The 20,355-nt window shown below is 59.0% G+C and carries 20 protein-coding genes; 10 read left to right on the forward strand and 10 right to left on the reverse strand.

Features of this window, described 5'->3' with window-relative positions; genetic code table 11:
• Positions 1 to 71: 71 nt before the first annotated feature.
• The 4 genes from ABNF92_RS04865 to ABNF92_RS04880 all read right to left on the reverse strand — a co-directional run bounded on the left by ABNF92_RS04865 (position 72) and on the right by ABNF92_RS04880 (position 2,085).
• Positions 72 to 533, reverse strand: coding sequence for a hypothetical protein (locus tag ABNF92_RS04865; protein WP_349343614.1), 462 nt, complete (start codon positions 531 to 533; stop codon positions 72 to 74).
• Positions 534 to 615: 82 nt separating this feature from the next.
• On the reverse strand, positions 616 to 966 hold the full coding sequence (locus ABNF92_RS04870; RefSeq protein WP_349343615.1) for a hypothetical protein: 351 nt from the start codon (positions 964 to 966) through the stop codon (positions 616 to 618).
• A 93-nt stretch (positions 967 to 1,059) separates the two neighbouring features.
• Positions 1,060 to 1,545 (reverse strand): hypothetical protein, encoded by a 486-nt coding sequence (locus tag ABNF92_RS04875; RefSeq protein WP_349343616.1) that lies wholly within the window; start codon positions 1,543 to 1,545, stop codon positions 1,060 to 1,062.
• A gap of 114 nt (positions 1,546 to 1,659) precedes the next feature.
• Positions 1,660 to 2,085, reverse strand: a complete 426-nt coding sequence (locus ABNF92_RS04880; protein WP_349343617.1) for a hypothetical protein — start codon at positions 2,083 to 2,085, stop codon at positions 1,660 to 1,662.
• A 461-nt stretch (positions 2,086 to 2,546) separates the two neighbouring features.
• On the opposite strand from ABNF92_RS04880, the gene ABNF92_RS04885 reads away from it, so the two are divergent.
• The 3 genes from ABNF92_RS04885 (at position 2,547) to ABNF92_RS04895 (ending at position 4,754) form a co-directional block, all read left to right on the forward strand.
• The gene (locus ABNF92_RS04885) at positions 2,547 to 3,572 is read left to right on the forward strand and encodes a DUF2235 domain-containing protein (protein ID WP_349343618.1); all 1,026 of its coding nucleotides are present in this window, start codon (positions 2,547 to 2,549) and stop codon (positions 3,570 to 3,572) included.
• Between the two features lie 97 nt (positions 3,573 to 3,669).
• Positions 3,670 to 4,002: an SMR family transporter gene (locus ABNF92_RS04890; protein WP_136629368.1), complete on the forward strand. Its 333-nt coding sequence runs from the start codon at positions 3,670 to 3,672 to the stop codon at positions 4,000 to 4,002.
• A gap of 26 nt (positions 4,003 to 4,028) precedes the next feature.
• Positions 4,029 to 4,754: an SGNH/GDSL hydrolase family protein gene (locus ABNF92_RS04895; protein ID WP_349343619.1), complete on the forward strand. Its 726-nt coding sequence runs from the start codon at positions 4,029 to 4,031 to the stop codon at positions 4,752 to 4,754.
• 15 nt (positions 4,755 to 4,769) lie between these two features.
• On the opposite strand, the gene ABNF92_RS04900 is transcribed toward ABNF92_RS04895, so the two are convergent.
• Entirely contained in the window at positions 4,770 to 6,428 is a 1,659-nt protein-coding gene (locus ABNF92_RS04900; RefSeq protein WP_349343620.1) for an acetolactate synthase large subunit, read from the reverse strand.
• Positions 6,429 to 6,486: 58 nt separating this feature from the next.
• A complete protein-coding gene (locus tag ABNF92_RS04905) occupies positions 6,487 to 8,100 on the reverse strand; it encodes an FAD-dependent oxidoreductase (RefSeq protein WP_349343621.1) in 1,614 nt (537 codons plus the stop codon).
• A gap of 88 nt (positions 8,101 to 8,188) precedes the next feature.
• Here ABNF92_RS04905 and ABNF92_RS04910 point away from each other — a divergent pair, with 88 nt between their 5' ends.
• From ABNF92_RS04910 to ABNF92_RS04925, 4 genes are all read left to right on the forward strand, one after another.
• Entirely contained in the window at positions 8,189 to 9,199 is a 1,011-nt protein-coding gene (locus ABNF92_RS04910) for an AraC family transcriptional regulator (RefSeq protein ID WP_349343622.1), read from the forward strand.
• 107 nt (positions 9,200 to 9,306) lie between these two features.
• Positions 9,307 to 9,903 carry a sigma-70 family RNA polymerase sigma factor gene (locus tag ABNF92_RS04915; RefSeq protein ID WP_349343623.1) on the forward strand — a complete coding sequence of 199 codons (597 nt, stop codon included), beginning with the start codon at positions 9,307 to 9,309 and terminating at the stop codon, positions 9,901 to 9,903.
• On the forward strand, positions 9,900 to 10,631 hold the full coding sequence (locus ABNF92_RS04920) for an anti-sigma factor (RefSeq protein ID WP_349343624.1): 732 nt from the start codon (positions 9,900 to 9,902) through the stop codon (positions 10,629 to 10,631). The genes ABNF92_RS04915 and ABNF92_RS04920 overlap by 4 nt, the downstream gene beginning before the upstream one ends.
• A 118-nt stretch (positions 10,632 to 10,749) precedes the next feature.
• Positions 10,750 to 11,178: a hypothetical protein gene (locus ABNF92_RS04925; protein ID WP_349343625.1), complete on the forward strand. Its 429-nt coding sequence runs from the start codon at positions 10,750 to 10,752 to the stop codon at positions 11,176 to 11,178.
• A gap of 68 nt (positions 11,179 to 11,246) precedes the next feature.
• On the opposite strand, the gene ABNF92_RS04930 is transcribed toward ABNF92_RS04925, so the two are convergent.
• The 3 genes from ABNF92_RS04930 to ABNF92_RS04940 all read right to left on the reverse strand — a co-directional run bounded on the left by ABNF92_RS04930 (position 11,247) and on the right by ABNF92_RS04940 (position 14,644).
• On the reverse strand, positions 11,247 to 11,483 hold the full coding sequence (locus tag ABNF92_RS04930) for a hypothetical protein (protein WP_349344061.1): 237 nt from the start codon (positions 11,481 to 11,483) through the stop codon (positions 11,247 to 11,249).
• A gap of 89 nt (positions 11,484 to 11,572) precedes the next feature.
• Positions 11,573 to 13,018, reverse strand: coding sequence for a hypothetical protein (locus ABNF92_RS04935; protein ID WP_349343626.1), 1,446 nt, complete (start codon positions 13,016 to 13,018; stop codon positions 11,573 to 11,575).
• A 345-nt stretch (positions 13,019 to 13,363) separates the two neighbouring features.
• Positions 13,364 to 14,644 (reverse strand): FAD-binding oxidoreductase, encoded by a 1,281-nt coding sequence (locus tag ABNF92_RS04940; RefSeq protein ID WP_349344062.1) that lies wholly within the window; start codon positions 14,642 to 14,644, stop codon positions 13,364 to 13,366.
• Positions 14,645 to 14,828: 184 nt separating this feature from the next.
• Here ABNF92_RS04940 and ABNF92_RS04945 point away from each other — a divergent pair, with 184 nt between their 5' ends.
• A complete protein-coding gene (locus ABNF92_RS04945) occupies positions 14,829 to 16,346 on the forward strand; it encodes an aldehyde dehydrogenase (RefSeq protein ID WP_349343627.1) in 1,518 nt (505 codons plus the stop codon).
• Positions 16,347 to 16,414: 68 nt separating this feature from the next.
• On the opposite strand, the gene ABNF92_RS04950 is transcribed toward ABNF92_RS04945, so the two are convergent.
• Positions 16,415 to 17,779 (reverse strand): glutamine synthetase family protein, encoded by a 1,365-nt coding sequence (locus tag ABNF92_RS04950; RefSeq protein ID WP_349343628.1) that lies wholly within the window; start codon positions 17,777 to 17,779, stop codon positions 16,415 to 16,417.
• A gap of 345 nt (positions 17,780 to 18,124) precedes the next feature.
• Between ABNF92_RS04950 and ABNF92_RS04955 the strand changes: the two genes are divergently transcribed.
• Entirely contained in the window at positions 18,125 to 19,231 is a 1,107-nt protein-coding gene (locus tag ABNF92_RS04955; protein WP_349343629.1) for a polyamine ABC transporter substrate-binding protein, read from the forward strand.
• A 3-nt stretch (positions 19,232 to 19,234) separates the two neighbouring features.
• Positions 19,235 to 20,353 carry a polyamine ABC transporter ATP-binding protein gene (potA, locus tag ABNF92_RS04960; RefSeq protein WP_349343630.1) on the forward strand — a complete coding sequence of 373 codons (1,119 nt, stop codon included), beginning with the start codon at positions 19,235 to 19,237 and terminating at the stop codon, positions 20,351 to 20,353.
• Positions 20,354 to 20,355: the final 2 nt, after the last annotated feature.

A 20,355-nucleotide genomic window follows, 5' to 3' on the forward strand; every position in this document is an offset into this window, starting at 1 on the left:
CCCGCTAACGCTGAGCACAGCGGCGGCTGAAAGCCGTCCGGCGGCCATCGGCCGCGTACTGATGCGCCTTGTTAAATGGCCCTGGGCACACGGTCCGCTTGAGCCACAGTTTGATTAAGTTGCCGGAGTTTGTTTAGAGAGACTTGAAACTGGCCATTACTCGGTAGCCGTTTACCTGTGAACTGCTCCCAAACAAGGGCTCCTGGCCCGTTATAAATTTCTTCGAACGTTCCGTCCCGCAGGATTTTGATGATGATCGTATGCTGCGGCTGACTCCGGAACGCAACAGAGTTTGATTGCGTAGCCTTGATCTCAACTTCCAAGCCGGTTGCGGTGACAGCGTCATAGCCTTTGTTGGACGCTGTCTTCAGCTCCAAATTGTAGGCGTCGGCCACGAGACATTCACCTAAACTGCCAACCATATGACCGTCCGGGGTAAAGTGCCTGCCCGGAAACATAGCCTCCAACTCATTGACCGTGGCATAGAGCTGAGTGACCAAAGCCCGGAATTTATCGTGATCGATCATAGACATTTAACGCTGAGGTAACCGGCGCCGGAGCGCCAGCGGAGGGAACCAAAAGCGCCACGCTTTTGGCGTCCGGTTGACCGCCTGGTTATGGCCTCGCATGCTTGGTCACCGTATGAATTACAAATTTTCCGCAAACCAAGCAAATGACGAGAATTAGTAATATTTGGATAGCGAAGTTCGCACCGAAATACCACCAGTACTCGTCAGATACCTCTTTCTTAGCTGCGACCAAGCGGTCACCAAATTCCGGATCGCGCATCAACGCATTGGCTTCCTCTCGGGAAAGATCTGATATTGACCTGCCATCCAACGCCAATTCAGCAGTCTCTTTGTTTACGTGCTCCACCAGTACCTCGCCAAAAACTCCGCCTATTGAGCTGACGCATACTGCCAAAATCAGGCTAGCAAAAATGGATAGATAAACCTTCTTCTTCACTCGACTTCCTTGTAGCCATAACGCTTGCAGCATGCGCGCACATGGAATGGAGCCAAAGGCGCAATGTAATGGGCGTCGCCGTGCCTGCACTGGTTAGGCACTGGCCGCACGCTGTTCAATAATCGCTAGGAATTTTTCAACGTCGCCAGAGTAGGTTGATAGATTGCAGACTGGTATCCCGTCGATGCCGATCAGGCGATTAAGTTTTCGTACTTTTCTGTTCGTGTACTTGCTATCACATTTCGTTTTTAACACTAGCCACAGGCATGCGCCACCCCGTGGTAAAAGTTGCCGCCTCGTGGAGACTCGTTCGATCACATCCCACGGAAACTCAACCGTCGAAAAATCCTCCACCAAAAGGCCGGAATCTGTGACTGCCAACCTATTTCCCAACGACCGTTGAATTGACAGAGCAAATAGTAAGAAAAGCACGGAGAACGGCAAAATATAGAGATGTAATTGAAACCCAGCCTCAGTGAAGCCGCCTTTCCATGCCGAATAGCCATGAGCGTAGATCGGTAAAACAACACAGATAGTCATCAAGACTTTTAGCCCACCTTTTTCCTTGGTGAGGACCATACCGAGTTCCTTAGTAATGCCTAACGCCAGCGCACAACGGCGCCCTTGTAATGGAGGCGCAGCCGCAATGTAAAGGGCGTCCGGCGGCCACCGGCCGCGTATTGATGCGCCTTGTTAAAGGTTTTTGAGGGCTGTTTTTGCCCTGTATGCTTGCACGAACTGAAAGAGGCCCAAACCAATGAACGACGCAACCACTGCATTTGAGATGTCAGCATCTCCATGCAACACGCCAGCAGTCGCCACACAAAAAAGCCCGCCAAAAATGTACTCGTTAGGCTCATAGCGATATTTAAACTTCAGGGACTGACCATAAAGGTCTGGGTCAAAATCGACCGGAACCTTCAGCTCTTCCGCTTGTTTAATAGCGAACCGGTTTACTTTTCCACGCCAGAACGACCAGTAAACAATTTCTTCACCTGGTAACGCAATCACTCGAAAACCTCTGCCTGTTCCAGTTGCGACCTGTGTTATGCGCAAACCAGTTATTTTCGAAATATCACCAAGCCTTATTGTTCCGTCTAGGAATTGCTTCCGTGCCATGATTCGCTACTTACCTTTAACAGCTATTTATACGAACGCGTTCGTATATCACCCGTTCGTAAAATTCCATTCAAACGCGCTCAAGAAAAAGCGGATTTCTCTCGTAAAAACAGCGTCTTGAGCGCCAATTGCCACGACTACCGCCGGAGTTATACGCCCTCTTTCGAGCCACTCCTGCTCCCACCGTGGGCGCATAACTCCGCCGTTCACGTTCTATCTTTCCAACCCTATCAGATAGTTACCGACATTTCTCACGCGATCTCCGGAGTTTTGCGAACGCGTTCGTATAACTCCGGCACCCTCGGTCGTTGCACTACCCTCCCACTCACATACCTGAGATACTCATCTATACCCACCAAACAGGATGTACCGGCCGTTTCTATTCGCCGGAGCGTGGGCAAAGTTGCTCCCTGGTTTACCGGCGGAGCAACGGGGAACAATAACGACAGGAGGTCACTCCCATGAAACGCATCGCTGTCTGCTTTGATGGCACCTGGAACCGCCCGGAGGAAATCCTGGGTGAGGACTATCCCACAAACGTTCTGCAATTTGCCCGGGCCATCCGACCTACCGACGGTAACGGCGTGGAGCAGGTGGTGTTTTACGACTGGGGCATTGGCTCCTACCACGATTCACTCCGCGCCGGCGCCACCGGGTACGGGCTGGAGAAGAACGTGATGGACGGTTACCGGTTTCTGGTGCACAACTACGAGCCGGGCGACGAGATTTTCCTGTTCGGTTTCAGCCGCGGTGCTTACACCGCCCGCAGCCTCTGCGGGATGATCAATAACTGCAGCATTCTGCGAAAGGAACATGGCAGCCGGATCGAGGAGGCCTTCAAGCTCTACAAAACCAAGAAGCACAAGGCCAACGGCGACCACTCCATGGCCTGGAAGGCGAAGTATTCCCTGGAGCAGCGCACGCCAATCCGGTTTGTCGGAGTGTGGGATACTGTGGGTGCCCTGGGCCTGCCCTTCACGTTCTTCGGGCTGATCAAGGACCAGGACCTGTTCTACGATCGCAAGATCGGCAGCAACATTCGCGTCGCCCGCCACGCGCTCTCGCTGGACGAGCAGCGGGAGGATTTCGAGCCCACGCTCTGGGAGCCGCGAGACGGCACGGATCTGGAGCAGGTGTGGTTTGCTGGCGTGCACTCGGACGTCGGCGGTGGTTATGGGCCAGACAAGCAGGGTCGCACCCTGGCCGATATTCCCCTGCTGTGGCTGAAGGCGGAAGCTCAAAAGCAGTCCCTGGTGTTCAACGATTCCCTGCCCTCCGTAACCCACACCAACGCAAAACAGCACAACGAATACAAGGGCAAGTACAAGCTGCTGGGCAAGCTGGTGCGCGAGATACCCTCGCCCGAGACCAACCGCACCTGGGTACATCCAAGCGTGAAAGAACGCTACGCCAGTGGTTACCGCAGCGAGCCGATCGAACAATTCGAGAAGACACACGGTAAATGGCCACCGCTCTGGCCGGGCTAAGCCCGCGCGCGTTCAGCCTGGTTTTTGATAGACTCCACCGCCCAAAGAGTACCCCTGTAATCGCAGGGCGGTTTTAACCAGCAGGAGTGTGTCAGTTGTGAAGAGCTGGATTTTTCTGGGCGTTGCCATCGTAGCGGAAGTAATTGCCACCACCGGCCTGAAAGCCAGCGAAGGCTTCACCAAACTCTGGCCCAGCCTGTTAGTGATTGTCGGATATACGATTGCCTTTTACTTCCTGTCGCTGACCCTGAAGGAAATTCCTGTAGGCGTGGCCTATGCCATCTGGGCGGGGATGGGCGTTGTGCTGGTGGCGCTAATCGGCTGGCTGATTTACGGGCAGGCTCTGGATGCCGCCACTGTGATTGGTATGGCGCTGATCATCACCGGTGTTGCGGTAATCAATCTGTTTTCAAAGTCAGTCGCTCACTAGCCTGCCGGTAAATCAGGAGACTTCCAATGCACCTTCCATTCTGGCTGACAACCGCCCTGCTCTTTCCGGTACTGCTCTACCAGGGCAAGAAGGCCCGCCGCACAACGCCCAGGTTGCCGGAAGCCGGTGGCTCTCCTTCCGGTCAATACGGTGAAGGCGCTCCGGCGAAGCGAATCCTGGTGATTGGCGAATCCACAGCGGCCGGGGTTGGCGTGGAGACCCACGATCAGGGCCTGGCCAGCCAGCTGGCGAAGCAGATTCACGAGCGCACCGGCCAGACCACTGCCTGGCACACCTTCGGGGTAAACGGTATTCGCCTGGGTGCGTTGCTGAGTGAGCTGGAAACCGCCGAACTGCCAGAGGCGGATGTGGTGCTGCTGAGTATGGGCGTGAACGACACCACGGGGTTCACGCCCCGCTTTCGTTTCCGCCAGCAGCTGCGGGCATTCCGTCGATTGCTTGCACCACGGTATTCAGGGCCCATTCTGCTCCTGAGCGTGCCACCCATGCACCTATTCACCGCGCTACCCTCGCCGCTTCGGTATGTGATGGGGTGGCGGGCCCGGCAGCTGGATAACCTCTACATCCAACTGGCGCAACAATTTCCGGAAGACTTCACCTACCTGGACTATCCAGTGGTGACCGACCCGGCGCTTCTAGCCGCTGATGGCTATCACCCCGGCCAGAGGGGCTACCGGTACATTGCCGAGGCGCTGGCAGATAGAGTGAGCCCGGCCAAGCGACCGGGCTGAACGGTTCTTCCCTCGTCAGGGGGCGAGCTTGCGCTTCAATGCCTTGGAAACCGACAGCGGCAGGCTGGGCAGTGAGCGCAGCATCCAGGGCAGTATCCGGCGTTTTACCCCGCTCAGTGATTCCGGGATCACGGCTTCAATAAGGTGTGGTCCCGGCATTCTCTGGGCGTATTCCAGGGCTTTTGCCATTTCCTCGGCGGTGTGCACGCGTACACCGTGAACGCCCATGCCGTTGGCCATTTCCGCGAAGTTGATCACCGGGCCGCGCAGGTCCAGCTGGGATTTTGCCTTCTCTCCAGCCTCTTCGGCGCCTACCCGCTCCAGTTCAATGTTCAGCACGGAGTAGGAGGCGTTGTTGAAGATTATGGAGGTTACGTTCAGCTGTTCCCGGGCCATGGTCCACAGGGCCTGGATGGTGTACATGGCGGTGCCGTCGCCAATCAGAGCAATCACCGGGCGATCCGGACAGGCCACGGCGGCACCTACGGCATTCGGCAGGCCCTGGCCGATGGCGCCACCGGTGAGGGTCAGCATGTCGTGCCGCGGCGCGCCGGCGGTCATCACCGAGAGCATCAGGCTGGAGGTAATGCCCTCGTCCACAATGATCGCGTTCTCGGGCATCAGCTGGCCCACCGCTTTGCAGACTTTCTCGGCAGTGAGCTTGCCCCGTGGCCGGCCTGGGCGTTTCGCCGGCTGCAGCTTCGGCTCGGCCTCGCTGGCGCCAACGGCGTCATTGAGCTTGTTCAGGCTGGCCAGGATGTCCTGATCGGGAGCCACCAGGGTATGAACCTCACAGGTGTCCGGCACCAGGTAGCTCTTCTTGCCGGGGTAGGCGAAGAAGGACACCGGCGCTTTTGAATCCACCAGGATCAGTTGTTCGATGTCGGTAAGCTGCACCGTGGCCAGTTCGGCCAGGTAGGCGATCCGTTCGATGTAGGGCAGGCCGGCACCCCGCTCCATGCGGGTGGGGAAGGTTTCCGCCAGTAGGGTAACGCCGCTGTGGACGGCCAGTTTGGCGGCCGCCAGCATGCTGGGTTCACGCAGGGAATGGCCGCCCATCAACAAAGCAGTCTTCTTGCCGGATCGGATGGCCTTGGCAATGGCTTCCACCGTGGCATCGTCTGCCGGTTCCGGTGTCGGCGGCGCCATGGGTGCGCTGGGCACACCGCCCTCGCCCCAGGACACATCCGCAGGCAGTATCAGTGTGGCAACTTGCCCGGGCGCGGTCTGGGCAGCGGCAATGGCTTCGGCGGCATCCTGGCACAGGATTTCCGTGCTCTTGGCGGTGCGTACAAACCCCGGGGACACGTTGCGGGCAACGGTCTCGATATCAGACTGCAGCTGGGCATCGTATTTCACGTGGTAGGTGGCGTGGTCGCCCACAATGTTCAGCACCGGCACCTTGCCCTTGCGGGCGTTGTGCAGGTTGGCCAGGCCGTTGCCCAGCCCGCAGCCCAGGTGCAACAGGGTGGCGGCAGGCTTGTCGGCCATGCGCGCGTAGCCGTCGGCGGCGCCGGTGGCGACACCCTCGAACAGGGCAAGCACCGCCCGCATTTTGGGCTCGTCGTCCAGGGCCGCCACAAAGTGCATTTCACTGGTGCCGGGGTTGCTGAAGCAAACCTCAACACCGGCGTCCACCAGGGTTTTCATCAGGGCTTGAGCGCCGTTTGTCATTGTTGTTCTCCAAGCTTTCCGGGTTCAGGGTTTCGGTTGAATGATTTGCCCACGGGGTTCAGCCTCCGGCCACAATAGAGCGCACCGCTGCGCGGGCGGTCATGATGCAACCAGGCAGGAAGGTGCCTTCCAGGGATCGTTTGCCATTAGCACCACCGCCACCGAAGCCGGCTGCCTCGCCAACACAGTAGAGGCCGCCCACCGGCTGCCCATGGCCATTGAGAACGCGGCTTTGCAGGTCGGTTTTCAGGCCACCCAGGCTCTTGCGGGTAATCAGCTGCATACGGATGGCGATGTAGGGGCCGGCGCCCGGTTTCTGCAGCGGGGCCGGCTTGCAGGTGCGCAGGCGGTCCGGCTTCCATTCCCTGGCATGCTGGATCATGCGGATTTGGGGATCGTCGTGGAGGCTGGTGCCTGCGGTGAAATTGGCATCAAAAGCATCGGCGGTGGCCTTGAGTGTGGCCGGGTTGATGTCGTTGGAACAGGTGAGCGCGTTCATCTTGCCGGCCAGTTCCGTCAGGCTGTCCGCCACCAGGAAATCCCGGCTTTCGTGCTGCATTTGTCGTATCAGGGCGTGATTGCCCAGCAGCAACTCTTTTACGAACAGTGGGAACTGTTTATCGCGGATGCGGGCATTGTGCTCGGCGCCGGAGATGGCGAATTCCTTGGCGGCAATACGCCAGTTCAACAGGTGCCAGGTCCAGGGCTTTTCCTGTTCCGCCACCCGCTGGCATAGCCAGTGGGTGTCAAAGCCGGTTACAAGGGGCTCCGGGCCAATCCGCTCACCCCGGTGGTTCAGCCACAGCGCGGATTTGCAGGGTATGGTGGACAGGCCGTGGCCGGGGAAATGGGGGTACGGATGCGGGAAGCCGGCGGCGTAATTCCACATTTCGCCGGCGTGGGTAATCTGCCCCCCGAGGGCATCGGCCACCCAGTGATGCATGCGGCCATCGGCATAGGGATGGGCACCGTTCAGCATGCGGGTGGGTTGCGGGCGATCCACCGGCCAGTTGGCGCGGCACTCTTTGTGGCTACCGTTGATGCCGCCGGTGGCCAGCACCACCGCCGAAGCCGCGAAGCGGACTTCTTCACCCGTGGCTTCGTTAATGGCCAGAGCGCCGCTGACGTTTCCTGCCTCTTGATCCAGTTCCGTGATGCGATGCTGGTGCAGCAGTGTGAGCTTGCCGCTGGTGTTCTCCCGATGTAGCGCCGTCAACAGGCAACGCACCAATTCCCGGGCGGTGCCCCAGACCACATGGTAACGGGGCAAGCGGTTGCCATCGCCGAAACGGCCGCGCTCAACCCAGTTCACGGCGGGCAGGAACTTGATGCCTTCGTTGCTGAGCCAGTCGTAGACCTCGGAACGTGAGTGTTCCACATAATATTTGGCCCATTGCAGGGGCAAGTCATCCTTGGGTGCCAGCTCGCCAAAGCTGAGCCAGTCTTCCAGGGCGATTTCCGGTGTGTCTGCAATCTTCATGCGTTTCTGCAGCGGCGTGCCCACCAGCATCATGCCGCCAAAGGCCCACAGTGCGAGGCCACCCATCCGCTCTTCGGTGTCCCGGTCTGCCAGGGTGACAGTCTTGCCCGCGCGCAAGCCTTCAAGCGCGGCGACAATGCCGGCCAGCCCGCCGCCGACCACCAGAATATCCGAGGTAATTACCTTGGCCATATCGCATCCGACTCGATTGCAATGAGTTGTCAGGTTTAAAGATATACCGGTACCATGGCATTAAAATTGACCTCAGAGGCCAGCAAAATTGACTTTAGAGGCCACCGTTTCCATTGGCTGGGTCAACACGGTGATCGGTGCTGCCGAGAGGCTATCTGTTGCGGCGGACCAGCTGTTGGCCGCCGCAGGTATTCCGCACTCCGCCTGCGAACTGGAACGCTGGCCGATCGACGATATTACCCGGCTCTGGCACGCTGCCGAGCGGTGCACTGGCGACCCGGGCTTCGGCCTGAAAGTGGGCGCGGAGTTCTCGCCGATGAGCATCAGTGGTGTCGGGTTCGCGCTGCAGTCCGCCGCCACCCTTCGGGAGGCCATTGTGATGGTTCAGCGTTTCCAGCGGCTGATCTCCGATGGCGGACGCTTTCAGGTTGTCGCTGGCAATGCTGCCACCTGGCTGGTTTACCATCCCAGGCAGGGCCGACTGGCCTTCAGTCCCCACCAGATTGAGGCGGTGCTGGCGTCGGTGGTGGGCTTCGGGAGTTGGGTCACGGGAACCAGGATGCAACCGGCCCGGGTGCAATTCAGCCAGCCCCGGCTGGGGCCGCTGGCCGGGTACCAGACCGTGTTCAATTGCCCGGTGGAGTTCGAGCAGGCGTTCAGCGGGGTACTGATCGATAACAGCGTTCTGGACCAGCCCCTACCCCAGGCCGACCCTCAGCTTGCGCAAGTGCACGAGCGCTACACAACCGCTCGCCTCGCCGCCCTCTCCATCAACAGTGCGTCGGCGCCGGAGATACGAAGGTGGCTAACCACACGCATTGGGCCGGTGCCGCCCCGCCGTGCAGACGCCGCGGAAGCCTTGGGCATCAGCGAACGCAGCCTGGCCCGGCGGCTTCGGGAACAAGGCCAGACCTTCGATGGGCTTGTTGACAACGTTCGCCGCGAAAAGGCTCTGCAGGCGGTGGCCGATTCCAGCTCTTCCCTACCCGAAATCGCCGAGGCGCTGGGCTTTGCCGAGGTAAGCACGTTTTACCGCGCGTTCCGGCGCTGGACAGGCATGCCGCCAGTGCGGTGGCGCAAGCAGAAGCATCTGGGCTAACGAGAGCTTTACCTCTCAGGATGGGTTGCCGCCCAAGGGCAAATTCCTGTTGAGCAGCAGCGAACCAGCAAGTACCCTGCTGGACAGGCACCACAGCCCGAGGCCTCATGAAGCCCGACTCCCATCAGCTCCCAGGCAATGCCATCGACGCACAGAGTTCGCAGTCGCCCGAGCGCGTCGCTGAGCTGATTCACCATGTGGCTCAGAAAGACCGCCAGGCTTTCGCCCTCCTCTACCAGGCAACGGCCCCGAAACTTCTGGGCACCGTGTTGCGTATCCTCAGAGACAGGGCATGGGCAGACGATGTTATCCAGGACACGTACCTCAAGATCTGGCAAAGGGCCGAGCAGTTTCAGGACGGTAAATCCTCGCCCATCACCTGGCTGGTTTCGATCGCCCGTAACAGCGCAATTGATGAGCTGCGCAAACACCCTGCCGGTCGTACCACGAACAGCGATGAGTTGGACGAGATGCCGGGAAGACAGTCAACGGCCCAGGAACAGTTGGAAGACCAGCGGGCGGCAAATAAACTGAATCACTGCATCGACCAACTGGAGAAAGACCGACAGGACATGGTACGCCTGGCCTACCTCAACGGCTGGTCCCGGGAAGAACTGGCAAGCCAGTTCGAGCAGCCAGTAAATACCATAAAGACCTGGCTGCACCGCGCCCTGAAACAGATCAAAAGGTGCCTGGAATCATGACGGAACGCGACGACCTGGACATGCTGGTTGCAGAGTACGTTCTGGGCACTTTGCCGGCCCCGGAGCGGGAGTATGTTGAAACCCGACGCCGCGAGGATCCCAAGGTAGAAACTCTAATCCTGCAGTGGGAAGAGCGACTGGGCAGGCTGGCAGATGAAGCCGAGCCCGTTCAGCCCTCGCCTGCGCTGTTTGCAAAAATCGAGAAGGCGCTGGACCGCATCGAATCGACACCCCGGCAGCCTTCCGAAACCCTCAAAGTGGTTGCTTTGCGCAGCCAGCTGAACCGCTGGCGCTGGAGTACGGCGATTGCTTCGGCGGCGGCCCTGGTGTTGGTGGCCATTCTGTTATTCCAGCCACAACCCACGCCACAAGCTCAGTCGTTCGTGGCGGTGTTCCAGCATAATGATGAACAGCCGGCCTTCCTGCTTACAGTGGACCTGGAGGCGCAACGGCTCAATATCAGACCGGTAACCGCCGAGCCAAGGCCCGGAAAATCCTATCAGTTGTGGATCAAGGCGGACGAGCTGGGACCAAACCCGCGTTCAGTGGGCGTTCTGGGCAACGATTTCAGGCTTGATGAGGGAGCATTGAGCGGTTACGAACCGGCCCTTCTCAAGGAAGCCACGTTTGGCATAAGTGTCGAGCCCGAGGGCGGCTCACCGACAGGTCAACCCACCGGGCCGGCGATTCATGGCTACCTCTACCCCACCGATGGGAACAATCCTTAGTCAGCATCACAAAAAAATCACCGGTGCCTGAAACTTTGCGCATCCGCTCCCGTAGCTGCAGTTAACCCGCCCAACAACAACCCAACGGGCGGGAAATACTGAGACTAAGGAGAACGCAATGACCAAGCACGCAAAAACATCCACACTTCTGGCCGCCCTGGTTTCCGGCGCATTCGCAACCGGCTCGGCACTGGCCGCTGAGCACAAGGCCGGTGTCTGGACCAACGATCAGTCCGTCGCAAATGGCGTTGTATCCGCCAGGAAAGTTGTTGCCGAACAGAATGGCTGGCTGGTGGTTCACCGCACCGACGAATCCACGAAGCCCGGCCCTGTTGTCGCCCACGCGCCACTGCGCAAAGGCATGAACATGGATGTCGCGGCGATCCTAACCGAGGAAGTGCAATCCGGTGACATGCTGATGCTGATGGTTCACAGCGAAGACGGCGGCATGAAAACCGGAATTTTCGAGTACACCCTGGGTGCCAAGGAAGACGGCCCGATCAAGCGGGACGGAAAGCTGGTGATGTCGACCATTACCGCGAAATAATCGCTGCGGAATTGCCGGCTGCTAGGCCGACTGGCGAAAGCGGCCGGCAACACAAAGCGCGAACAAACCTACCTGCCATCTCCCTTCACGCCCAACCTGTCCATATACAGGTGAAGCTCCGCCTCGCTCATATCCACGTATTCGAGCACCCGGCCATACAGCATGGCAGTCGGCACGTTGCGGCCTTCCAGCTCGCGCTGTGTTTCCTGCAGAACGTAAAGAATGATTCGCTCGGTACGCGTCAGGCCATCGCGCACATCGGGGATGACTTCAAGGAGGGCTTGATGATCGTCTGAAAATTCCATCATGTACTCGGAGTGGGGCCTCGTTCCAGTACATGGTAGCAGGCCGGCAGCGAAGCCCACAGAGGACAGCGCTGCCTTTTCGTGCCTTATCAGATCTGTTTGTAGACCACCTCAGACAGCCGGCTGCGGTTGCCATCGGTATCCAGGGTGCGGATAGCGAAGTACCAGGTACCCTCAGTCAGCTCGTCTACCAGCAACTCATCCACCGAGGCATCACCAATGGCCAGGCTCTGGTCCAGGTTTTCAGCGCTGGTGCCGTAAACCACCTCGAAGCCTGCGATTTCGCCCATGGCCAGGCTCTCGCCATTCTCGCGGGTCAGCGGCGCGGTCCAGCTCAGCAGTGCTGTATTTGCCGGGACAGTTTCCTCGGGCGTAGTTTCAGTGACTGGCTCACTGGGTTCAGTGTCTGTCCCGGTATCTGCGACGGTTTCATCAGTCGTGGTATCAGTGGTTGTATCACCGCCTGAGGTGACATCGCCTGACGTATCCGGCTCGGTTGTTCCGGCAACCTGCTCGTCTGTTGAACCAGTCGAGGTATCGGTAGAGGTATCCGTACTGGTATCCGTTGAGGTGTCGGTGGTGGTCTCGCCCGAGTCGGCAACACCGGTGTCAGTCTCTTCGTTTACATCGGCAATGGTCTTAAAGCGCTGCACGTTGCGGTACTCGACAACCACCAGTTTCTGGCTGATGACGCTCGAATCAACCGCATTCTGAAGCTCAGAAGACTGCAGGGCAGCGGCACTGATAAGGTCCGCCAGCGCCACATTGGTGCCATCACCCATCACGCTGATCTGGCCGGTGGCACTGACCTGTGAGGTAACATCCGCCAGCACATCAGAAATCGAATCCCACTGGGTGTTGTCGTTAACCAGAGCCAGAAAAGCCGCGTTGGCAATCGCCACCTGAATGGCGTCAGCGGATACACTGGTCATTTCATCCAGGCTGGTCAGGTCCGGCGGGGTCAGGCGAAGAGCGCCGGCCGGGAGCCCGAACCAGTTTTCGACCGTAGAATAGGCATTGGAAATGGCAACCGGTGAAAGGCCATCGCTGCTCCGCTCGGCCAATTTCACGGCCAGGTGGGTCAGCGGAGTGAGGTTGACGGTTTCCATCCGCAGATCGCCGGCACCAAGGAGGCTGAAACTGCTATCCAGCGGCATGGGCTGACCAAATGCCACCGGCGCACTACCCGCCTGATCACACTGGGGCACCACATCGCAGATCATGCGGGTGCCGCCATCAGCCGTCAGTTCAACCAGGGCCCAGCCTTCGGCCTTACCGCGAAGCTGCCACTCGTAACTGCCGTCGTCTGCCGTCAACACCGGTTTTGCTGCCTGGCGCTGGGGGGCGTAATAGCCATCTTTGTCCGCAATCAGACGGTTGGCAACAACCAGCCCCTGCTGGATGACACCTTTCATCGCTGCGCCAGCAATCTGGACCGTTGGCTCGGCCGCGACCGAAGACTGTGTCGAGGCATTGTCGTCTTCACTGGAAATGTCCAGACCGCAGCCCGATAGCAGAACAGCCGCAGGAAACATCAGCAGTCCTTGCTTCGTTAGTTTTTTGCCGCAATATGACATCGTTTCACACCAATTATTTGACGAATTTGAGCAAATCTTACAGCGGCAGTTTTCGGTTATATGCGGCGCAGTTCCGGATTTACCGGGGCAAGTCCGTCAGGAATTTGGCGGTTACGGAGGGATACACGTTGTGATGGAAGGTTACAGCCTGATGCCCGAATCAGGATGCATAAGATATTGTTTTGTTGTGATTTTGTGTGCGACGCTCTTTTTCAGGCTTTGAGCTTATAAGGATCGGCGGACTCCCCGATTACAAATTTAAACGTTGACAGAACGAGAGCGATTTCACAGTTTTCCGGAGAATCAAACGCCCAACCTGTCGCGCAACGCGTAATACCAGGCGCCCATTGCCGTCAAAGGCACCCGGAAGGCCCTTCCACCCGGGAACGGGTAATGGGGCAGGCTGGCGAAGGCATCAAACCTTTCCGCCTGACCCTGAATTGCCAGTGCCAATGCCTTACCGGCTACATGGGTAAAGGTGACTCCGTGCCCGGAGCAGCCCTGCGAGTAGAACACGTTCTCGTGCAGGTGCCCCAGCTGAGGCAGGCGCGACAGCGTGAGCAGGAAATTACCGGTCCAGGCGTAGTCGATCTTCACGTTCGCCAGTTGTGGGAAGGTTTTGAGCATATTCGGACGAATCAGCCTTTCGATGTTAGCCGGGTCGCGGGCACCGTAGACCACACCACCGCCGTAGATCAGGCGTTTGTCGCCAGACAACCGGAAGTAGTCCAGCAGGTAGTTGCAGTCTTCGACACAGTTGTCGCTGGGCAGCAGCTCTCTGGCAACGGCTTCGTCCAACGGCTCGGTGGCAATGATCTGCGAGCCGCATGGCATGGATTTGGCGCCGAGTTCCGGTATCAGACCGCCAAGATAGGCGTTGCCCGCCAGAACAACCGTTTGCGCCCTCACCTCACCCATCCCGGTTTTAACGGTTACGGTTTTACCGGGGACGATGCTCGTTACCCTTGAATGCTCGTGAATCACGCCGCCGCGAGACTCCAGCGCAGCGGCCTCGCCCAGAGCCAGATTCAGGGGATGAATGTGGCCGCCGGTGTGATCGATGGCGCCGCCGACATACCGTTCTGTACCAACCCGGGCACGGATAGCGTTTCGATCCAGCAATTCCAGCTGGTCATACCCGTACCGGCGCCACAGCGCCTGCTGGGATTCCAGGTGCTTGAACTGCTTTGAATTGAGCGCGGCAAAGATACCGCCCTCTTTCAGGTCGCAGTGAATGCCGTAACTCTTCACCCGCTGGCGAATAATCTGGCTGCCCTCGAAGGCCATTTCAGCCAGCAACCCCAGATGCTCTTTTGAGGTCTGCCGCTCGATGCTGTCCAGGTCACGGCTGAAGCTGTTGACGATCTGCCCGCCATTGCGACCCGATGCACCCCAGCCAACGGTTGCGGCCTCCAGAACCACCACCCTGAACCCGGCCTCTGCCAGGAACAGCGCCGTGGACAGGCCGGTATAACCGGCACCCACGACACACACATCTGCCTCGCAGGACCCGCGCAGAGCCGGACGCACAGGGGCCGGGTTGGCGGAAGCTGCGTAATACGAGGGAACCGGGGGATACTCGATCATTATGTGACGCCAGAGAGGGTGAAAGAGACGTTCAGAAGCCGGCCGCGATGCTGCGCGCCGCAGAAAGTCTATGCCAGCGCAGGGCGTTCGGAAAGACACGTTCTTATACCTATATCGAGGGCGGCGCCCGGGCATGAAAGTGCTGCTATGATTTCTCAACTCTACAGCCTGCGAGGCGCCCATGAATCAATCCGTCAGCTCTTCTACTCCTACCAGCCAGGCCGAATGGCAAGCACTGGCAGACAACCTCACAATCGAGGGCCGCGCTTACCTGAACGGCGCCTATCAATGGGCCGTTGCTGGTGGGACGTTTGCTTCAATCAGCCCGATCGACGGCCGGGAACTGGCTGTCGTTGCCAGCTGTGACCAGAGCGATGCGGACCAGGCCGTTGTAGCTGCCAGGAACGCCTTCGAGACAGGCATCTGGAGCCAACTGGCCCCTACCAAACGCAAGGCGGTGCTGCTCCGTTTTGCTGACCTTATCGAAGCCCACGGCGACGAGCTTGCCCTGCTGGAAACGCTGGACATGGGCAAACCCATCAGCCACGCCAGGACCGTGGACGTATCGGCCACGGCCCGGGCAATCCGCTGGACCGCCGAGGCCATCGACAAGGTTTACGGTGAGCTTGCACCTACCCCCCACAACCAGATCGGCATGGTTTCCCGGGAGCCCATGGGTGTGGTGGCGGCCATCGTACCCTGGAACTTTCCGATGATCATGGCGGCCTGGAAAATCGCCCCGGCCCTGGCCACAGGCAATTCGGTAATACTCAAACCCTCCGAGAAATCGCCCCTGAGCGCCATTCGCCTGGCCGCCCTGGCCGAGGAAGCGGGCGTTCCCGCGGGCGTTTTCAATGTGCTTCCAGGCTATGGCCACACCGTGGGCAAGGCCCTGGCGCTGCACATGGACGTGGATTGCCTGGTGTTTACCGGTTCCACAAATGTGGCCAAACAGCTGATGGTTTACGCCGGCCAGTCCAACATGAAACGGGTGTGGCTGGAAGCCGGTGGCAAGAGCCCCAACATTGTCTTCGCTGATGCGCCAGACCTGAAAAAGGCCGCTGCCGAGGCAGCCAGTGCCATTGCCTTCAACCAAGGCGAGGTGTGCACCGCCGGCAGTCGCCTTCTGGTCGAAAACAGCATTCGTGGCGAGTTTGTCGGGCTGATTCGCGATGCCCTGAAAACGTGGCGCCCTGGCCACCCACTGGACCCGGCCACCACCTGCGGCGCCATCGTGGATCAGGGACAGCTGGATCGTATTATCGACTACATTGGCATCGGCCAGTCTGAGGGCGCACGCCTGGTGGAAGGTGGCAAGCGGATCATGGAAGAAACCGGCGGACTGTTCGTTCAGCCCACGGTGTTTGACGGGGTGAACAACCAGATGCGCATTGCCTCGGAAGAAATCTTCGGGCCGGTGCTCTCTGTGATCGGATTCGACACCCCAGACGAAGCTGTCGCGATTGCAAACGATACCATCTACGGCCTGGCCGCTGCGGTTTGGACCTCTAATATCAATACCGCCCACAAAGTGGCCAAGGCGCTGCGAGCCGGCAGCGTGTGGATCAATCACTATGACGGCGGTGATATGACAGCGCCCTTCGGTGGCTTCAAGCAGTCCGGCAACGGTCGCGACAAGTCGGTCCATGCCTTCGACAAGTACACCGAGCTGAAGGCCACCTGGCTGGTTCTGGAATAAACAGGAAACGTCGCCTCACAAGCGAGAACGGCGCCTTGAAGGCGCCGTTTTTCATTATCCCGCAACCACTAGACCGTGTGCAGGTACCACAGATACTCAAGATCCGAGATGGTCATCTCGAATTCATTCAGCTCATGCTCCTTGCAGGCCACGAACACGTCCAGAAACTCCCGACCGAGATAGTCAGCCATGACTCTGGATTGGCCCAGCTCCCGCAAGGCATCCCGCAGATTATTCACCAATGAGGCCTCGTGCTGTTCATGGGCATTACCCACGGTGACCGGCGGTGGTTCGATCCGGTTGGAGATACCGTAATGCATGCCCGCCAGCACGGCTGCCATCAGCAGGTACGGGTTGGCATCGGCGCCGGCCACACGGTGTTCAATTCGAAGAGCTTCAGGATCACCGCCCGGCAAACGCAGTGACGCAGTCCGATTATCCACGCCCCAGGTAGCCGCACTGGGCACATAGTACTCCGGGCTGAACCGTCGGTAGGAATTGATGTTCGGGCAGAACAACGCCATGGCATCGTTCATGGTGGCCACCAACCCGCCCACGGCCCAGCGCAGCATGTCGTTTGGCTGCTCGGCGTCGCCGGCGAATACGTTGCGGCCCTCACTATCCACCAGGCTCACGTGCAGGTGCATGCCACTGCCGGCCTGGTTGTGGTAGGGCTTGGCCATGAAGGTGGTGTCCATTTCATGGTCGTAGGCCATGTTCTTGATCAGGCGCTTGAGCAGGGTGGCGTGGTCGCAGGCTTGCACTGCGTCATCCACGTAATGCAGGTTGACTTCAAACTGGCCGGGCGCCGATTCGGCCACCAGCGCATCCGCCGGCAGCTCCTGCTCGTGGGCGGCATCCAGCACGTCCGCCAGGAATTCCGCGTACTCGTCCAGATCATCAATGGAGTAGGCCTGGGTGCCCGCCGGGCGTTTACCCGAAAGCGGCGATTTCGGCGGCTGCGGGCGACCGGAGAGGTTCTCCTGGTCGATCAGGTAAAACTCCAGCTCGAAGGCCGCCACCGGGGTCAGGCCCAGTTCCTCAAAGCGCTTGACGATGTTCTGCAAGACCACTCGGGGGTCTGCGAAAAACGGCGTCTCGCGGTCCAGCTCATACATGGTCAGCAGCAGTTGCGCTGTTGGGCGCTTCTGCCAGGGTTCCATGGTGAGGGTGTTCTCGATGGGCAGGCAGACGCGATCAGCCTCGCCGATGTCGAGCCCCAGACCGGTTTCTTCCACCGTGGTGCCCTGAATGTTCAGGGCAAAGATGGAAGCCGGCATGGCTACGCCACGCTCAAACACTTTCGCCAGCGCTGACGGATCCACCCGCTTGCCGCGAACAATGCCATTGATATCCGGGATCAGCAGATCAACAAACTGAAGTTCGGGGTGTGCCTGAAGGAACGAGTCGGCACTCGTAGAACCAGAAGCCATAGGGAACGCCTTCCACAACGCAAACAGGCCTGGTGCCGAGGAGCCGGCGCAGGAGTTTCAACACTCCTTTATCCCGGTTTCCGGGGTGTTTGGCAAGATAGGGACATACCACAAATCCCGGAGTTAAATTTTTATAGCGCAACCCGGAATCTCATGATACATATCGCGAGAATTCGGCGGATTCCCAACTGCCGTTTCCAGGACAAGCCTTAAAGGAGTCAAAAGGCGGCGACGGGTTCCGTCCGGGACAACAGCCAACTGCGGCCACCCTCAGCAGACCTGCACAACACTGCGTGCGTCCTGCACGTTTTGTATTAATCCCTTTTGAGTGAGGGAAACCATCCAATGTTGAAGTTGTGTAAGCCACAGGCGCTGGCCGCCTCTGTTGCGTTGTCTCTGTGTGCCTCCTCCGCTTTTGCAGCAGAGGAAGTGCGCGTCTACAACTGGTCCGACTACATCGCTGAGGACACCCTGGCGAAGTTCACGGAAGAAACCGGCATCAAGGTCATCTATGACGTCTACGACAGTAACGAGATCCTCGAAGCCGCCCTGCTTTCCGGCCGTTCCGGCTACGATCTTGTTGTGCCCTCCAACCACTACGTGGCCAAGCAAATTTCTGCCAACGCCTTCGTAGCGCTGGACCACAGCAAGCTGCCGAACATGAGCAACCTGAACCCGGATTTGATGGACGATCTGGAAAAGGTCGACCCGGGCAGCCAGTTTGCCCTGCCCTACCTCTGGGGCACCAACGGCTATGGCTATAACGAAGGCCGCATTCAGGAAATCCTGGGCCATAGCGCTCCTACTGATTCCTGGGCGCTGGTATTTGATCCGGAGGTCACCGGCAAGCTCGCCGCCGGCGGCTGCGGCATTGCCATGCTGGATTCCGGCGAAGAGATGGTGCGTGCGGCCATGGCCTACATCGGCTTGGACCCGAACAGCAACAACGCCGACGACATCAAGAAAGGCGGTGAGGTGATCAAGGCCATTCGTCCGAACATCACCTACTTCCATTCGTCCCGTTACATTGGCGACCTGGCCAACGGTGACCTGTGCGTGGCTGCCGGTTACTCCGGCGACATCCTGCAGGCCGCTGCCCGCGCCGAGGAAGCCGAAAATGGCAACGTGATCCGCTACACCATTCCCAAAGAAGGCGCGGTGCTGTGGTTCGACATGATGACCATTCCGGCCGGTGCGCCGAACGTGGAGAACGCCCACAAGCTGATGAACTTCCTGATGCGCCCGGAAATCATCGCCGATGTGACTAACTACGTGTGGTACGCCAACCCGAACAAGCCGGCCAACGAGTTTGTTGATCCGGAGATTCTGAGCGATACCAGCATCTACCCCACCGACGAAGTGATGAAGAAGCTGTACATCATGGAAGGCCGGCCTCAGGACGCCCAGCGTCTGATGACCCGCACTTGGACCAACGTGAAGTCTGGTCGTTAAGCGGTGGAAAACCGCAACAACACCTCCGCGCAAGCGGAGGTGTTACTCAGCATTCGGGGCATTTCCAAAAGCTTTGATGGCACGCTGGCCGTAGACAACGTCAATCTGGACATCCACAAGGGCGAGATCTTTGCCCTTCTGGGTGGCTCGGGTTCCGGCAAGTCCACGCTGCTGCGCATGCTCGCAGGTTTTGAAACGCCCAACGCCGGCACCATCATGCTCGACGGCCAGGACGTTACGGCTCTGCCACCGTTCCTGCGCCCGACTAACATGATGTTCCAGTCCTATGCCCTGTTCCCCCACATGACGGTGGAGCAGAACATTGCCATGGGCCTGAAACAGGACAAGCTGCCCAAGGGCGAAATTCGCGACCGTGTGGACGCCATGCTGAAGCTGGTCAAGATGGAACCCTATGCCCGGCGCAAACCCCAGCAGCTTTCCGGTGGTCAGCAGCAACGGGTTGCCCTGGCCCGCTCATTGGCCAAACGTCCCAAGCTGCTGTTGCTGGACGAGCCCATGGGTGCCCTGGACAAGAAGCTGCGTACCGAAATGCAGCTGGAACTCGTGGAAATTCTGGAAAATGTTGGCGCCACCTGCCTGATGGTGACCCACGACCAGGAAGAAGCCATGACCATGGCCAGCCGTATTGCGATCATGGCCCAGGGCCGGATTGCCCAGATCGGCTCGCCCATCGATATCTACGAGAGCCCGAACAGCCGCATGACGGCAGAGTTCATCGGCTCGGTGAACATTTTCGAGGCGCACATCCGCGAAGACGAGGCCGACAGCATCACGCTGACCAGCACCCTGCTGGATGCGCCGGTGTTCATCGACCGTGGCGTAACCACGCCTGCGGAAACCACCGAAACCCTGATCGCCCTGCGTCCGGAGAAGATCTATCTGACCGCCGACAAACCGGACGGCGAGCACAACTGGAGCTGCGGTACGGTGGACAACATTGCCTACCTGGGCGACATCACGTCCTACTACGTGAAGCTGGCCAGCGGCAAACGGGTGCAGGCGACCATGGCGAACGTCGAACGTCGTGGTGAGCGGCCAACCTGGGGCGACAGGGTATTCGTATCCTGGGAAGCCTCCAGCCCCATCCTGCTCTGGAACTGAGC

It is taken from the genome of Marinobacter sp. MMG032, assembly GCF_040112695.1.
In the GTDB taxonomy this organism is placed as follows: Bacteria; Pseudomonadota; Gammaproteobacteria; order Pseudomonadales; family Oleiphilaceae; genus Marinobacter; species Marinobacter salsuginis.

Coding starts and splice junctions, on each gene's coding strand:
- ABNF92_RS04865 (WP_349343614.1), bottom strand. CDS start 533: ATGTCTATGATCGATCACGATAAATTCCGGGCTTTGGTCACTCAGCTC.
- ABNF92_RS04875 (WP_349343616.1), bottom strand. CDS start 1,545: ATGGTCCTCACCAAGGAAAAAGGTGGGCTAAAAGTCTTGATGACTATC.
- ABNF92_RS04880 (WP_349343617.1), bottom strand. CDS start 2,085: ATGGCACGGAAGCAATTCCTAGACGGAACAATAAGGCTTGGTGATATT.
- ABNF92_RS04885 (WP_349343618.1), top strand. CDS start 2,547: ATGAAACGCATCGCTGTCTGCTTTGATGGCACCTGGAACCGCCCGGAG.
- ABNF92_RS04895 (WP_349343619.1), top strand. CDS start 4,029: ATGCACCTTCCATTCTGGCTGACAACCGCCCTGCTCTTTCCGGTACTG.
- ABNF92_RS04900 (WP_349343620.1), bottom strand. CDS start 6,428: ATGACAAACGGCGCTCAAGCCCTGATGAAAACCCTGGTGGACGCCGGT.
- ABNF92_RS04905 (WP_349343621.1), bottom strand. CDS start 8,100: ATGGCCAAGGTAATTACCTCGGATATTCTGGTGGTCGGCGGCGGGCTG.
- ABNF92_RS04915 (WP_349343623.1), top strand. CDS start 9,307: ATGAAGCCCGACTCCCATCAGCTCCCAGGCAATGCCATCGACGCACAG.
- ABNF92_RS04920 (WP_349343624.1), top strand. CDS start 9,900: ATGACGGAACGCGACGACCTGGACATGCTGGTTGCAGAGTACGTTCTG.
- ABNF92_RS04925 (WP_349343625.1), top strand. CDS start 10,750: ATGACCAAGCACGCAAAAACATCCACACTTCTGGCCGCCCTGGTTTCC.
- ABNF92_RS04930 (WP_349344061.1), bottom strand. CDS start 11,483: ATGGAATTTTCAGACGATCATCAAGCCCTCCTTGAAGTCATCCCCGAT.
- ABNF92_RS04935 (WP_349343626.1), bottom strand. CDS start 13,018: ATGTTTCCTGCGGCTGTTCTGCTATCGGGCTGCGGTCTGGACATTTCC.
- ABNF92_RS04945 (WP_349343627.1), top strand. CDS start 14,829: ATGAATCAATCCGTCAGCTCTTCTACTCCTACCAGCCAGGCCGAATGG.
- ABNF92_RS04950 (WP_349343628.1), bottom strand. CDS start 17,779: ATGGCTTCTGGTTCTACGAGTGCCGACTCGTTCCTTCAGGCACACCCC.
- ABNF92_RS04955 (WP_349343629.1), top strand. CDS start 18,125: ATGTTGAAGTTGTGTAAGCCACAGGCGCTGGCCGCCTCTGTTGCGTTG.